Genomic DNA, 14,788 nt, shown 5'->3' with positions numbered 1-14,788 from the left:
TATGTGGAGTAAAATACAATATGCGCTTATCTATAGTTGGGTAAAGGTTCACGCTATCCTGCCGATGTGGGCGTTGTATATATTATCGGACATTCTCTATGTCGTGATCTACAAGATCGGGCGATACCGGGTAAGAGTCGTCCGCCGGAACATGAAAGCCTCTTTCCCCGAGAAATCGGACGCAGAGCTTCGCCGGTTGGAAAAAGCTTTCTATCACCATTTCGCCGATTATGTCGTCGAGACGCTCAAACTGGCGCATATCTCCCTCGAAGAGTTGCAACGCCGGGCTTTCCTGAAGAATCCCGAATTGGTAGACCGGCTGATGGAGAAAGGGCACACCTGTTTTATCCTGCTGATGGGACATTACGGCAATTGGGAATGGTTCTCCGGTTCCACCTCCCGCTTCAAGGACTCGCGTATCTACCAGATATACCGTCCGCTCAACAACAAGGCATTCGACCGGCTGTTCATCAAGCTGCGTACCCAGTTCGGTTCATACGGGATCAAAAAACAAGACTCCGTACGCGACGTGATCCAGTTGAAGAGGGATAAGATACGCAGTGTCGTGATCTTCATTGCCGACCAGACACCGAGCCGGAACAACCTGCATTACTGGACAACCTTCCTCAACCAGGAATCCTCCATCCTGACAGGTCCCGAACGCCTGGCACGCAAACTCGACCTGCCCGTCATCTTCCTTGACACCAAGCAAGTCAAACGCGGCTACTACACCGTAGACATGAAACTGGTGACCGAGACTCCCAAAGAGACTCCCGAAAACTGGATCACCGAACAATATGCCCGCCTGATGGAACAATGCATCCTGCGTAATCCGGCAGGCTGGCTTTGGACGCATAAGAGGTGGAAATACAAAAGAATGGACAATTGATAATTGACAATTGACAATTAAAGAAGTAATATTCATATGACACACACTATAGAGACAAACAATAATTATCAATTGTCAATTGTCAATTGTCAATTAAAGAAGCGTGTTGCCGTTGTCATCCTGAACTGGAACGGGCGGGAGCTGATGGAGAAGTTTTTGCCTTCTGTCGTAGCTTATACGCCAGGGGAATGGGCGGATGTAATCGTGGCTGACAATGGTTCTACGGATGACTCTGTCAAGATGTTAAAGGCGAAGTTCCCGACGGTAGGCGTCATCCGGCTGGATAAGAACTACGGCTTTGCCGAAGGTTACAACCAAGCGTTGAAACAGATCGGACATGAATATACGGTATTGCTGAACAGCGATGTGGAAGTCACTCCGGGCTGGCTGGACGCACCTGTGGCAGCGATGGATGCCGACCCCGATATCGCTTGCGCACAACCTAAAATACGCGCCGAGCGCAACAAAGATTATTTTGAATATGCCGGAGCTGCCGGAGGTTTCATGGACCGGTATGGCTATCCATATTGCCGAGGCCGCGTGTTGCACGTCGTTGAAAAAGATTTGGGACAATACGATACTCCCGCCGATCTGCTTTGGGCTACGGGAGCCTGCCTGTTTGTCCGCACTGCCGTTTATAAAGAGGCGGGCGGCTTGGATGCCGGTTTCTTTGCGCATCAGGAGGAGATCGATATGTGCTGGCGCCTGCGTTCGCGGGGCTACCGCCTGGTCTGCACGCCCGCATCGGTCGTCTATCATGTGGGAGGGGCTACGCTGAATGTGGAAAGCCCGCGCAAGACCTTCCTCAACTTCCGTAACAACCTACTGATGTTATACAAGAACCTGCCGGAAAAAGACTTGAAACACGTGATGCGCACCCGCTTCTGGCTGGACTACATCGCGGCAGCCAAGTTCCTGCTCTCCGGACATCTTCCGAACGCCCGTGCCGTGTATGAAGCCCGGAAAGCCTTTTATGAATTAAAACCGTCTTACGAACCGGTCCGCCGGGAAAATCTGGCAAAGACGAAGCTCGCCGACATCCCGGAACTGCGAAAAGGAAGCCTGATTGCGGCGTTCTATTTACAGGGGAAAAAGAAGTTTACCAAATTATAAAAGGAGAGAGAAGAATCAATAACGGATAAACACCGGTCCGCTATTGCATGTTACGGCTGTATTCCTTTTATGTCACAATTGTCTTCCTTCTATGTTACAGTTGGATTTCTTTTGTTTCACGGCCGTGACATGAATAGCGGGTAGGTATGGAAGGAACGCACATCCCGCATCGTTCATTCTATCTGCCGGATGGTTCCTTCCTTTACGGCACTATAACCCCATGAAGCACTGCAATACCATTTTACAGGTTTGCTTGCTGTAAAATATCGATCATGATCGGTTTGAAACCACTGACAAAGCATTCTACGGCGATCACCATCAGGATCAAACCCATCAGGCGCATCATCACATTATTGCCCGTCTCGCCCATATAGCGGTTCAGGCGGGTGGAAGCACGAAGGATCAAATAAGTGATAAAATAGATCAGCCCGATCGTTCCGATCAAAATACATTTCTTTGCCAACGTCACGGCATCATCCATCAACATCAAGGCATTGGCAATCGCACCGGGACCGCACAACATCGGGATCGCAAGAGGCGTGATAGAGATGTCATTCACATACGTCTTCACCTCTTCTTCCTTCAGCTTCGCCTTTGCATAACGTGCCTGAAGCATATCGAAACCAATCGTAAAGATGATTATTCCTCCTGCTATACGGAACCCGTTTGTCGAGATACCGAAGAACTTGAAGAGAAACTGTCCGGAGAAGGTGAAAACCATCAAAGTCAGAAACGACACGATAGTCGCACGACGGACAATGGCACGGCGCTGTTCTTCACTCATGCCGTTTGTCATCGTCAGGAAGACAGGCATTGTCCCCAACGGATTCGTCAGGGTAAAGAACGAGGTGAAACATAATAGAAAGAAAGGCAATAGTGAATCCATAGTATAAATGATTTAATGTGTCAATTATTTATTCATCCCAAACCAGGTAAGCTGATACCAACCAATGATTCAGCTTGTTTCCGTCTATCCCGGCTGCTTCGGGAATGCTTACCGTAAAGGTATGTTTACCCGGCTGGATATCCATCAGAGCCACTTCTTCAGGCACCACATCCGACCCCGGACACCAGTTTGAACGGGACAGGTCGGATGAAGCCAACGGCTCTTCCACCTTCTTCTCCGAATAACCGTCTTTATCGATATACGATGCCAGACGCTCTTTCAACCAGACTCCCGTTGCCGGATTAAAGCGGCGAAAAGAGGCACAATCCGAACGCCAGGGGACGAAGTTCAGCACTTCTTTTCCGTCGATAGAGACGATATTCCGTTTCTCCACAAACTCATCTCCTCCGGAATGGCCGCCATGCCCCGTTACAATATATTTCAACCGGACATTACGGGCACCTTCGGGTATATCAAAATCCATCGATACATCCCGGCGGGCAAAGATATCGGGATAGGTCTGCCCTTCATAATAAACCGTATTCATCAACGGCTCTACATGACGGCGGACAAGCGGGTCATATGCCAGGTGGGATTCATCCACGTCGATCGTGATGCTGGCGATATATCCTTCTGCCGTCCAGGTATCGATAAAGATACCGACATATGCGCCTCCTTCAAGTAAGGGATAAAGATCGGTTATATCTTGTTCCCAGCTCACATTGTCGGCCCAATGGTCAATATAGACCGGCTTGCGGTTATGCGTGAGGCTGTCATCGGGTGCGCTGAAATACCCCACTCCGAATGGCGTCATGAAGCGCATCAGTTCGACAGTCGGTTTATAATCTTCACCCGGCACGATTCCTATCATGTGTTCCAACTTCGTACTGTCCACTTCCGGGAATTGCTTTTCACCTTTGGCAATATTCAACAAATTGATACCCGATGCTTTCGGTAACACAAAACAGGAACCGGACTTATCCCAACGGTCACCGTTGGAAGCAATCGTCACCCGTAATTTGACCGACACATTGCGCCGGAAGTCGGGCAATGTTATTTTCTTCAGAATAATACGTCCGTTCACCAGATGATAGACACTGTCCGGTCCCGGTGCATTATAGGCTTCCGGATAGACATCCGGGGCAAAGCGTACAGGTGTATCGTTAAATACATGTACGGTAAAATCTCCTTTCGCCGGTATTTCCCGAGGGCCACATGCCGCCAGCGATAACATCCCGGCCAGCGAAAAGAACAAAACAATCTTTCTTATCATTTGCGTTTAGTATTTAGTAAGCTCCTTGAGCAACTGCTTCTGTCCGGAAGCCCTGTCACCATGAACGCACGGGCCTGTCACACATCCTCCTTCGCAGGCCATCACTTCGATGAACTGTCCCGGAGCCTTGCCTGTCTTGGCATAAGCACGCAGCAGAGCGACGTTCTTCTTGGTCAGGTTGGCTACTTGTATTGTATTCAGATTAGCCACCTGGTCTTCCTTCAGATATACCTTTACGGCGTTGATTACACCGCCGGTCTGTGCAAATCCATGTGCTTCACGTACGGCATTGAACAGGACGGAAAAGGGTTGTGCCTCTTCTATCTTGATGTCCAGGCCTGTCAACACAGAACCGATTTCCTCGAAGGTAAGAGTAAAGTCCACACATGGGTCCATCTTCACCTCTTTGCGCTTCGCCACGCACGGGCCGACAAAGACGATCTTGGCATCAGGATATTTCTCCTTCACGATCCGGGCTGTGTAATACATCGGTGAACCGGTTGACGAAATATACTTTTTCAGGTCCGGGATATGCTTCTCGGCCAGTTGAATATAGGATGGACAACAACTGGTTGTCATAAAAGGTTGGCCTTCTTCCAGTTTTTCTTTCAATTCCTCGGCTTCGCGACGAGTCGTTTCCATCGCTCCCTGAGCCACTTCCACCACTTCGAGGAAGCCCAGTGACTTGATCGCACCGTACACTTTCTCTACCGGGGCAGAAAACTGTGCCAAGATAGAAGGGGCTACGATAGCCACCATCGGCTCTTTATTGCGCAGACGTTGCAGGATATCGAATACCTGGGATATTTCGAAGATGGCTCCGAAAGGGCAAGCGTTTACACATTTACCGCAATAGATACATTTGGACTCATCTATATGTTCCACCCCGTACTCATCCTTGCTGATCGCTTTGACCGGACAAACCTCTTCGCAAGGAATCGGGATATAAACAATCGCATGATAGGGACAGTTCTGATGGCATTTGCCGCAACTGATACAAGTGTCGTGGTCAATCTGCGCCTGTCCATTCTTCCTGAAACGGATTGCATCTTTCGGACAGTTCATATAGCAACTGCGCGCCACACAACCACGGCAAAGGTTTGTTATCTCATAGTTCACCTGTACACAGGATGAGCAGGCTTCGTCAACCACACACATCAGGTTTTCTTTCTTATTTTCCGAACGGAACAATGCTTGTTTTGCATACTCAGACAAGGGAGTCAGCTCGTCTATTTCATCCTGCATATCAAATCCGAGCAGTGGCAGTGTCTTATATTTCCAGACTGCCCGCTCCTTGTGTACACAGCAACGGCCGATGACTTTCGATTTACGGGGACTTAACTCTATCGGTAGGCGGTCTATCTCTTCAAGCAGACGGTTTTCCTTCCAAAGTTTAACTAACTTCGCCAACAATCCGTGGCGGACTATCATTACGTTGTTGGTAAATGCCATAAGATGAATGTATTATTTGTGCTTTAGGATACAAAGATAGATATATTTATTAAAATAGCCTAACAGTATGTCTCACTAAGAATAATCGATGCACTATAAACATCTCCACCGAAAGGCGGATTCAGTTTGGCAAGCTTCAATTCGATAGCTGTCAACTGTGGAAAATATTCTTTCAAAGCTTGTAAAATGCGGCCTGCCGCATGTTCGATCAGCTTGGACGGCTTTTCCATCTGCTCCTTGACGACCGCATAGACAGCGGCATAATTAATCGTGTCTTCCAGCTCGTCACTCGTAACGGCTTTATCCAGCGGAGCCGTAAGAATCAGGTTCACGACAAAGTTATTACCAACCTTCCTTTCCTGGGGCATCACACCATGATAAGCGTAGAATTTCATTGCTTCAAGCTCTATCCTTGTTGTCATAATTCGTTATTTTATCTGTAAATGTAAATAAAGTAAACCTTTCTGCAAAAAAATAGTCTTATATTTGCGAAAAGCAACTAACTACATATATGATGGGAATAAAGCAAAAAGAAGAAAACACAAACGGCGGCTTACATAATACCCTTGCTGCCGGCACTACCGTAAAAGGCAATATCATAACGGAAACGGACTTCCGCCTGGATGGAAAAGTCGAAGGAGATATCAATTGTAGTGGTAAAATCGTAATCGGTCCGAAAGGAAGTGTTACCGGAAATATTGTTTCCGCAAATGCTGAAATATTAGGGGAAGTGGATGGTTCCGTCCATGTTAGTGCCAAACTTGTCTTGAAAGCAACCGCCGTCATTAAAGGAGATATATTCACCCAAACCCTGGAAATCGAACCCAATGCCCGCTTCAACGGCGTTTGTAAGATGTCGGGGGAAGGAACTACGAAAGAGGCTGCCAAACCCAAACAATAAAGAAAAGTCGGGCTTATTTGCGGCCCGACTTTTGAATTAGTTCTATTATCTTATTATTCAGGCTATCCGCCTGTATCAATCTTTCTAACGGGATATGCATCCTGTAACGCCAATAATGGTTAGGCACGGAAGGCACATTGATACGCTCCGCTTCATAATCTTTCCGTTTAACGGAGTCATCCATTGCAAACCAATCCTGCAACGGGATAATGGTTAACATCGAACGGGATTCCAAATGAGAAGCTACAATATGTGTCGCGATATCCGCTGTACATTCTTCCGGAGCGTCTCCGGCACGTCCCAATACATTATTATAATAACGCTGTATCTTCGCGCGATCTTCCTTCCACCAACTGCGAAGCGGTGACATATCGTGCGTGGAAGTTGTACAGACCGAATGATAAGGCAGGTTGAACATATCCGAAAACTCCCTTTGTGGCGTCTTTGGCATTCGTTCTATTTCAAGACTGAATATCTGCAACTTGTTCATTACATCAGGTACGGATTCGGGAATCATCCCCAGATCCTCCCCGCAGACCAGCATATCCGTACATCCGACCAACGGTGTCAACCGGTTAAAGGCCTGAGCCTTCCAAAAGTCGTTATGACGATGATAAAAGAAATTCCAATATAACTGATCAAAGGCGTATTGATCGGCAGCACTTAACTCGCGATACAGAAAAGACTGGCTGGCAGAAATACGCGGATGGAACTTATCCGGTTCACGCGGATCACGCAGAAACAACACTTCATTGGCAATAGCAAACAAGCCATTCTTGATACGCTGGGATGCTTCATCTATCTTTCCGGCAAACAACGCATCGACTTTACGTTGCGTATCGCAGAAAGGCTTCAGGACAAAATGGTGCGACGAAGACTGCGCCAGAAAAGAGCCGATGACTTCTTCTGCCAAGTCGCCAAACAGCTCGGGTAAGAATTCCCGGTTGATATGAGGTGTCGTCAGACGAGCTTCATTAAAGTTCAGGCCATACTGCTCTATCTCGCTCGGAGTAAGAGGCAAAGCCGGATTGAAATGTCCGCAAAGCCCCTGTACATAATCCAACGGCACTTCCCAGATACGGAAAAAGCCAAGGATATGATCGATACGGAAACAATCGAAATAGTCTTCCAGTTTATGGAAACGTTTCTTCCACCAGGAGAAATTATCTTTCTCCATCGTATCCCAATTATAGGTCGGAAACATCCAGTTCTGACCGTTCACGGAAAAGTCATCGGGAGGAGCACCGGCCTGTCCGTTCATATTGAAATACTTCGGCTCCATCCATGCCTCAACGCTTGTACGGCTCACACCGATAGGCAAATCGCCTTTCAGCACAATCCCGTTCTTACGGGCATAATCGGAAACAGCTTTAAACTGGGTATGCAAGATGTATTGCAGAAAATAAAGGAAAGAGATTTCCGGATAGGCCTTGTTTGTTTCAGAACAAAGCTCGCGGATACTACTCTTATCATATACGGAATTTTCTTTCCATTGCGTGAAGTCGGAAGTGCAATACTTGTCACGCAGATAGCTGTATGCAGCATAGGGCATCAGCCAGGATGAACTTTGTGCAAAGAACTCCTTATATTCCGGAGTGGACATAACAGACTGTCCCTCTTGTTTAAAGAATTGCCGGCAATATTCTATCTTATACTTAACAGCCTGTTCATAATCGACAGTCTCCAACGCATTCAGTTCCGCCTGTTTCCGGGCAAAGAAAGCGGCTTTCTCCTGGTCTGCCAGTTTTCCCAAATGGGGCAGACTAATATACATCGGATGAAGAGCATAAATGGATATTGCACTATAAGGATACGAATCCATACAGGTATGCGACATTGTCGTGTCGTTCATCGGAAGAACCTGGATAATACGCTGATGCGTTTTCTTCACCCAGTCTACCAGCAAATACAGGTCTCCCAGATCCCCTACCCCAAAACTCTGTTCCGAGCGCAAAGAGAACACCGGTATGACCGAACCGGCACATCGCCACAAAGGCAAGTTATCACGGAAATAAAGACCGGAGATAATAGCAGTCTCCCCTACCTGCTGTGGAGGCAGGTTCAGAATACGGTTCTCATCTTCTTCCCAATACAGGGGTTGCTGATGATCGTCGCAGATCAGGAATTTATATTCCAACGGATAGGTAATCTCATTCGCATCCAGGTCTATATGCCAAACAGGAAAAGTATCGCAACTCAATATTAAAGCCTTGTCCGGATGCCAGTTGCCCAAGCATTCCTGGTTCCCTGTGATAGCCACACGCTGATCTTTTTCGACACGTGGCACGGAGATCTTAATTGTGAGCCGCTTTCCACTCTTCACAACCCGTTCGTGCGTATTACACGGATGGGCAAATAAACTTTTCGTAAAAGCCGATGAATAAAAGGCGAGATTAGCGGGACGGACCTGCCAGTAGTCGTATAGCGTATATTGGTCGGCCGAACCGATAAAGAATACCTGATGGTTCTTTTCCCATTCCTCGAATATCTGCTTATCGCTCAAACTCAGGAAATACCGGTATTCTATATCTTTGACCGGAGTCGTAACCTCCAGCTCCAGCTGCCAGTTTCCTTCCCCCTTATAACTCATTTCTTTTGCCAAAGCCGGTTCCCATGAACCTAACTCCGGGATCGACCCCACAACACATAACTTCTGTCCCCAAACGGTATGGAAGTTGATATTAAAGGTGACTTTCATGTGTACTAAATTTAGTTCCAGACGCGAAGATACAAAAAGAATTATGAATTATGAATTGTGGATTGTAAATTGTATCCCACAACTCATAATTCATAATTCACAACTTAATTTATTACCCGCACCTCGAAGCACCGCAATTGGTACAGATCAGGCAACCTTCCTGATAGACAAGTGTTTCTTGTCCACAGTTCGGGCATTTCTGTCCTTTTGCTTCCATACCGTTAGGCAGGTATTTCTTCAAGGCCCTTTCTACACCGTTCTTCCAGGTATTGATGGATTCGTTATTCAACTCCATACCCTGAACCAGTTTAATTACCTGGTCGATAGGCATGCCATAACGCAATACTCCGGAAATCAGTTTTGCGTAATTCCAGAATTCAGGGTCGAACTTACCGTCCAAACCTTCGATTGTCATCTTATAACCACGCTTGTTTTTGAACTGGAAGTCATAATGCTTCTTGCCATCTTCGTCATAGCTCTTAATGATGCTGCCTTTGGAGACATTCTTCGGTAACATGATACCTTCGTCATCATCGGCAAGACCGGTAAAGATTTCGTAGGGACGACCATTCAGCAAACCGACAAATGCGATCCACTTTTCACGGTTATTCTGGAATTTCACCACATCAGCTTCCAATTCACGTGGACGGGTCGACACGATGATAGGCGGTTCCATACAATTACAGTCGTCTTTCTTTTTCTTGCTGTTATCGGTAGACAGCAGTACGCCTGAACGGGAGCCGTCACGATAAACCGTACAACCTTTACAGCCACATTTCCAGGCTTCTACATACAATGTGTCAACCAGTTCTTCCGTCACATCAGACGGCAGGTTGATCGTGACACTGATGGAATGGTCTACCCATTTCTGGATACGGCCTTGCATACGTACTTTTTGCAGCCAGTCTACATCGTTTGAAGTTGCTTTATAATAAGGTGACTTGGCAACCAGATCTTCCACCTCTTCCTGTGAATATTTCTTGGAAGCGGAATAACCGTTAGCCAACATCCAAGTTACGAATTTATGATGGAACACGATATATTCCTCAAATGCATCACCCGTTTCATCTACAAAGTCGACACGGGCTTCCGCATCATTCGGATTGACCTTACGGCGACGGCGGTAAACCGGCAGGAATACAGGTTCGATACCGGAGGTTGTCTGTGTCATCAGACTGGTTGTTCCGGTTGGGGCAATCGTCAGACAGGCGATATTGCGGCGGCCATACTTGACCATTTCATCATAGAGTTCCTGATCAGCTTCGCGCAGACGGTTAATAAACGGATTATTTTCTTCCCGTTTGGCATCGTAGATTTCAAATGCACCACGCTCTTTCGCCATTTCCACAGAAGAACGATAAGCAGCCAGCGCCAAAGTTTTCTGAACCTCTTCTGCAAAATCTGTAGCCTCTTCCGTACCATAACGCAATCCCAGAGCGGCAATCATATCGCCTTCAGCTGTGATGCCAACACCCGTACGACGTCCTTGCAATGTTTTTCTCTGAATTTTTTCCCATAGATGACGTTCGCTCTGCTTCACTTCCAGTGATTCCGGGTCGGCATCGATCTTCTCCAAAATCTTTTCAATCTTTTCCGACTCAAGATCGATAATATCGTCCATGATACGCTGTGCCAGTGCAACATGCTTGCGGAACAGTTCGAAATCAAAATAGGCATCTTTTGTGAAGGGATTCACCACATACGAATATAAGTTGATTGCCAATAGACGGCAACTATCGTACGGGCACAAAGGAATTTCCCCGCAAGGGTTTGTCGACACAGTGCGGAAACCGAGGTCTGCATACGAATCAGGAACGGACTCTCTCAGAATCGTATCCCAGAAAAGCACACCCGGTTCTGCCGATTTCCATGCATTATGGATAATCTTTTTCCAAAGTGCAGCCGCATCGATCTCTTTTACGGTTGTCGGTTCAGACGAATTAATCGGATACTGCTGTTTGTAGGGTGTCCCATTGACAACTGCCTGCATAAATTCATCATCAATCTTTACAGATACATTGGCCCCCGTAACCTTGCCTTCCGTCATCTTGGCATCGATAAACGATTCTGAATCCGGATGCTTGATAGAAACACTAAGCATTAAAGCACCACGACGGCCATCCTGGGCCACTTCGCGAGTTGAGTTAGAATAGCGTTCCATAAAAGGCACAAGGCCTGTCGAGGTTAATGCCGAATTTTTCACAGGAGATCCCTTTGGACGGACATGCGATAGATCATGACCTACACCGCCGCGACGCTTCATTAGCTGCACCTGCTCTTCATCAATCCGGATAATAGCTCCATAGGAATCGGCTTCTCCGTCCAATCCAATTACAAAGCAGTTAGAGAGTGAGGCAATTTGGAAGTCATTGCCAATTCCCGTCATCGGGCTTCCTTGCGGCACGATGTAACGGAAATGATCAAACAGACTAAAAAGTTCCTCTTCCGACAACGGATTAGGATACTTTTTTTCCACGCGAGCAATTTCACTTGCCAGACGATGGTGCATGTCAGCGGGAGATTCTTCGTAGATATTCCCGAACGCGTCTTTCAAGGCATACTTATTTACCCATACTTTGGCGGCCAATTCGTCGCCCGTGAAGTAGCCAAGCGAAGCTTTAAACGCTTCATCGAAGGTGTAAGTTTTACGATTCACGATTGTTTTAAGTTTAAAGATGTGCAAGTTTAAGCATAGTTTACGGATTGACCAAATTATTCAATAAAGAAAATACATTTTGTTGATAAGTTTCCAACTTCACACATAAACACCATTATTTATCAACATCTTACATCCCACCTCCAAACAAAAAGTTTTCCAAAAAGAAAAGCCTCTCCACTACAAGGTTTCTAAAAACAAAAAAAAGGACGCCACCCGGAAGTGCGTCCTTTATCCTAAATATCTTATTAAAATCAAGCCTTGAGTAATGCTTCAATCTCCTCTACGGAAGAACGGAAAGATTTATTAGTTTCGATCTGGTCTTTCACCGTTTTGCAGGCATGCAATACAGTTGCGTGATCGCGCTTACCTACAATTTTCCCAATGTGGGAAAAAGAACTATCGGTATATTTCTTTGCCAGATACATCGTAACCTGGCGAGCCTGTACAATTTCTCGCTTACGCGAATTTGTTTGAATAGCAGCCAACTCCAGATTATAATACTTACATACTACATTCTGAATGGATTCAACAGAAACTTGCTTCTTTTCCAACTTTACAACGCGACTCACGACTTGTTTAGTCAGAGGCAGGTCTATCATCCGGTTGAATGCCGTAGAATAAGCCAGTAAAGAAGCAACGATACCTTCTACATCACGTACATTCTCCGTTACATTGCTTGCAATAAAGTTGAATACGTCATCCGGTATCACCACACCGTCGTGGCTGATCTTATTTTTCAGAATCTTTTTACGCAAATCCAGGTCCGGACGATCCAGTTCAGCAGTCAACCCCCATTTCAAACGGGTAATCAAACGCTCTTCCATCCCCTGCAAATCCACAGGAGCCTTATCGGAAGTCAGAATTAACTGCTTGCCCAACAAATGCAAGTGATTAAAAATATGGAAGAAAGTATTCTGCGTCTTATCCTTTCCGATCAGTTCCTGAATATCATCCAGAATCAACACATCCACGCCCTGATAGAAATACATGAAATCATTCGTCGTATTCTTCCGGATTGCCTCCGTATACTGAACAGTAAACAGATGAGCTGAAATATACAGTACTTTTTTCTCCGGATGGATTTCCTGAATGCGATTACCGATCGCATGGCATAAATGCGTCTTTCCTACACCAGACGCTCCGAACACAAACATCGGATTAAAGGTCTTTCCCGGCTCCTGTGCGATCGCTTCACTGGAAGAACGCACCAGACGGTTACTTGTTCCCTCAAAATAGTTATCGAAGTTGTATTTGGGGTTCAAATGCGAATCCCAGTCCTGACGGGCTTTCGATTCAAACAGAGAAGGGATCTCTGCACCTTTTTTAGCAGTACGGGGAGCGTCATTACTTGTTGGTAAAGTAATCATGCCATCATCCTTCACCTTATCAACCACCTTGATACGATAATTCAAGATCGTACCCTGCCCAATCACACGATACAATGTTACTTTCAATACATTCACATACTTTTCTTCCAGATACTCATAAAAGAACTGGCTCGGTACCTGAATCGTGAATTTATTATCCTCGTATGATAATGGTATGATAGGTTTGAACCATGTGTTAAAAGCGGCCTCAGGAACGATATCCTTAATGACAGCGAGGCATTTATTCCACAAAGTTTGATATTCCGTTTGCATGATTTTTTTATTCTCCCAACTATACTTACAACTTCAATTTTTACTTTACGACTACAAAGTTTAGAAATTAATTCCGAAAAAAAAAGTGCTTTTTTATTTGGAACTCTTGATTGTTTAATATACTGTTTACAGTCAAGCAGTTAATCACAACAATCTGATTATCTACAACTTATCACGCATCCATTATAATAAATCCTTTATTAATGGGCATTCTTTACAATCCTGTTACATGAGGGCAAGGCTATCAAAAAAGGCCTTTCGATTCAGTTACACACCTCTATCTAAGAGCCTTAGACAAGTCAGTCAAGCGTATTTTATATTTTTCTGTTTAATTGGAATAATTCTAAATAAACAGTTTACACAAGAATTCTTATGCAATATTAAAATACAGAAAAATGCACATATCTTTTAGGATTCTGCTTCAAATCGAGCAAGAGCTTGGAAGCATTGTCCGCCGTACTATTCAGATTATCATAAAGTGCACGATCATTCAACAAAAGCCCCATACTATTATCCTTTGAGTTCAATTTCCGTGTCATCTGCTCCACATTATCCAATGTCGCATTTACAGCATTCACCGTCGTTGCCAAATCTAACTTCTTCAAATCTGTACTGACATCCGCAAAATTACTGGTAATCACTTTCAAATCCCCCATAATACCCGGCACATCTTTACTCAACATCTGATTAAGCTGACGGGAGGAAACAGCTAAGCTATTTGTCGTTTTTTCAATATTATCCAAAGATTGGGCAAGCGCGGGATGATTAACCAACGTCTGCAATCCACCTAAGATAGAATCGATCTTAGGAAGAAGCAGTTCGACTTGCGGCAAAATCTTTTCCTGTACAGACTGCATCATATCCGATTCCATCCGACCTTCAATGGTAGCACCGGGCTTCAGATAATCATCTACATACTTATTCAAATGGATATGCAATTCACCTCCACCCAAAAAACTATTCACAATTGTGATATAGCTACCTTTATTAATCTTCATATGATCTTCCAGGCTGATATCAATCGAAATCTTATCAGTCGCATCATAATCATAGACAATATCACGAACCAATCCCACCTTGAAACCTTCTACAAATACCGGACTCGAAATTGTCACTCCTTTCACATTCGTACAAGCCACCACATAATGATTGGTTGGTTTAAACAAATTTATCCCTTTCAAATAATTAATTCCTAAATACAGCAATGCCAGGCTTATTATGGACACGAGCCCGATCTTTGCCTCTTTGGTGAATACATTTTTCATTTCTTCTCTATA

The 14,788-nt window shown here is 45.4% G+C and carries 11 protein-coding genes; 3 read left to right on the top strand and 8 right to left on the bottom strand.

The window, feature by feature from the left end; genetic code table 11:
* The first annotated feature begins 1 nt into the window (after position 1).
* Together DWW90_RS05175 and DWW90_RS05170 are read left to right on the top strand one after the other, a co-directional pair.
* Complete coding sequence (locus tag DWW90_RS05175) at positions 2 to 889, top strand: lysophospholipid acyltransferase family protein (RefSeq protein ID WP_115497881.1); 888 nt, start codon at positions 2 to 4, stop codon at positions 887 to 889.
* Between the two features lie 48 nt (positions 890 to 937).
* On the top strand, positions 938 to 2,002 hold the full coding sequence (locus DWW90_RS05170; RefSeq protein WP_122344286.1) for a glycosyltransferase family 2 protein: 1,065 nt from the start codon (positions 938 to 940) through the stop codon (positions 2,000 to 2,002).
* A 241-nt stretch (positions 2,003 to 2,243) separates the two neighbouring features.
* On the opposite strand, the gene DWW90_RS05165 is transcribed toward DWW90_RS05170, so the two are convergent.
* The 4 genes from DWW90_RS05165 to folB are packed head-to-tail and all read right to left on the bottom strand — an operon-like array spanning position 2,244 to position 6,035.
* Entirely contained in the window at positions 2,244 to 2,888 is a 645-nt protein-coding gene (locus DWW90_RS05165; protein WP_115497880.1) for a MarC family protein, read from the bottom strand.
* Positions 2,889 to 2,916: 28 nt separating this feature from the next.
* Positions 2,917 to 4,161: a PNGase F N-terminal domain-containing protein gene (locus DWW90_RS05160; protein ID WP_122344232.1), complete on the bottom strand. Its 1,245-nt coding sequence runs from the start codon at positions 4,159 to 4,161 to the stop codon at positions 2,917 to 2,919.
* Positions 4,162 to 4,167: 6 nt separating this feature from the next.
* Positions 4,168 to 5,613 carry a monomeric [FeFe] hydrogenase gene (locus DWW90_RS05155; protein WP_115497878.1) on the bottom strand — a complete coding sequence of 482 codons (1,446 nt, stop codon included), beginning with the start codon at positions 5,611 to 5,613 and terminating at the stop codon, positions 4,168 to 4,170.
* Positions 5,614 to 5,672: 59 nt separating this feature from the next.
* On the bottom strand, positions 5,673 to 6,035 hold the full coding sequence (folB, locus tag DWW90_RS05150) for a dihydroneopterin aldolase (protein WP_122344231.1): 363 nt from the start codon (positions 6,033 to 6,035) through the stop codon (positions 5,673 to 5,675).
* A gap of 92 nt (positions 6,036 to 6,127) precedes the next feature.
* On the opposite strand from folB, the gene DWW90_RS05145 reads away from it, so the two are divergent.
* A complete protein-coding gene (locus tag DWW90_RS05145; RefSeq protein WP_122331056.1) occupies positions 6,128 to 6,514 on the top strand; it encodes a polymer-forming cytoskeletal protein in 387 nt (128 codons plus the stop codon).
* Between the two features lie 13 nt (positions 6,515 to 6,527).
* On the opposite strand, the gene DWW90_RS05140 is transcribed toward DWW90_RS05145, so the two are convergent.
* The 4 genes from DWW90_RS05140 to DWW90_RS05125 form a co-directional block, all read right to left on the bottom strand.
* Complete coding sequence (locus DWW90_RS05140) at positions 6,528 to 9,212, bottom strand: 4-alpha-glucanotransferase (protein ID WP_122344230.1); 2,685 nt, start codon at positions 9,210 to 9,212, stop codon at positions 6,528 to 6,530.
* A gap of 112 nt (positions 9,213 to 9,324) precedes the next feature.
* A complete protein-coding gene (locus DWW90_RS05135; protein ID WP_122344285.1) occupies positions 9,325 to 11,868 on the bottom strand; it encodes an adenosylcobalamin-dependent ribonucleoside-diphosphate reductase in 2,544 nt (847 codons plus the stop codon).
* A gap of 254 nt (positions 11,869 to 12,122) precedes the next feature.
* The gene (dnaA, locus tag DWW90_RS05130) at positions 12,123 to 13,511 is read right to left on the bottom strand and encodes a chromosomal replication initiator protein DnaA (protein ID WP_115497875.1); all 1,389 of its coding nucleotides are present in this window, start codon (positions 13,509 to 13,511) and stop codon (positions 12,123 to 12,125) included.
* Between the two features lie 380 nt (positions 13,512 to 13,891).
* Complete coding sequence (locus DWW90_RS05125) at positions 13,892 to 14,776, bottom strand: MlaD family protein (RefSeq protein WP_115497874.1); 885 nt, start codon at positions 14,774 to 14,776, stop codon at positions 13,892 to 13,894.
* Between the last annotated feature and the right edge of the window lie 12 nt (positions 14,777 to 14,788).

Origin of the sequence: Parabacteroides sp. AF17-28, from assembly GCF_003479205.1 — a bacterium.
Classification (GTDB): Bacteria; Bacteroidota; Bacteroidia; order Bacteroidales; family Tannerellaceae; genus Parabacteroides; species Parabacteroides acidifaciens.
This window is presented reverse-complemented; position numbering and strand designations above follow the sequence as displayed.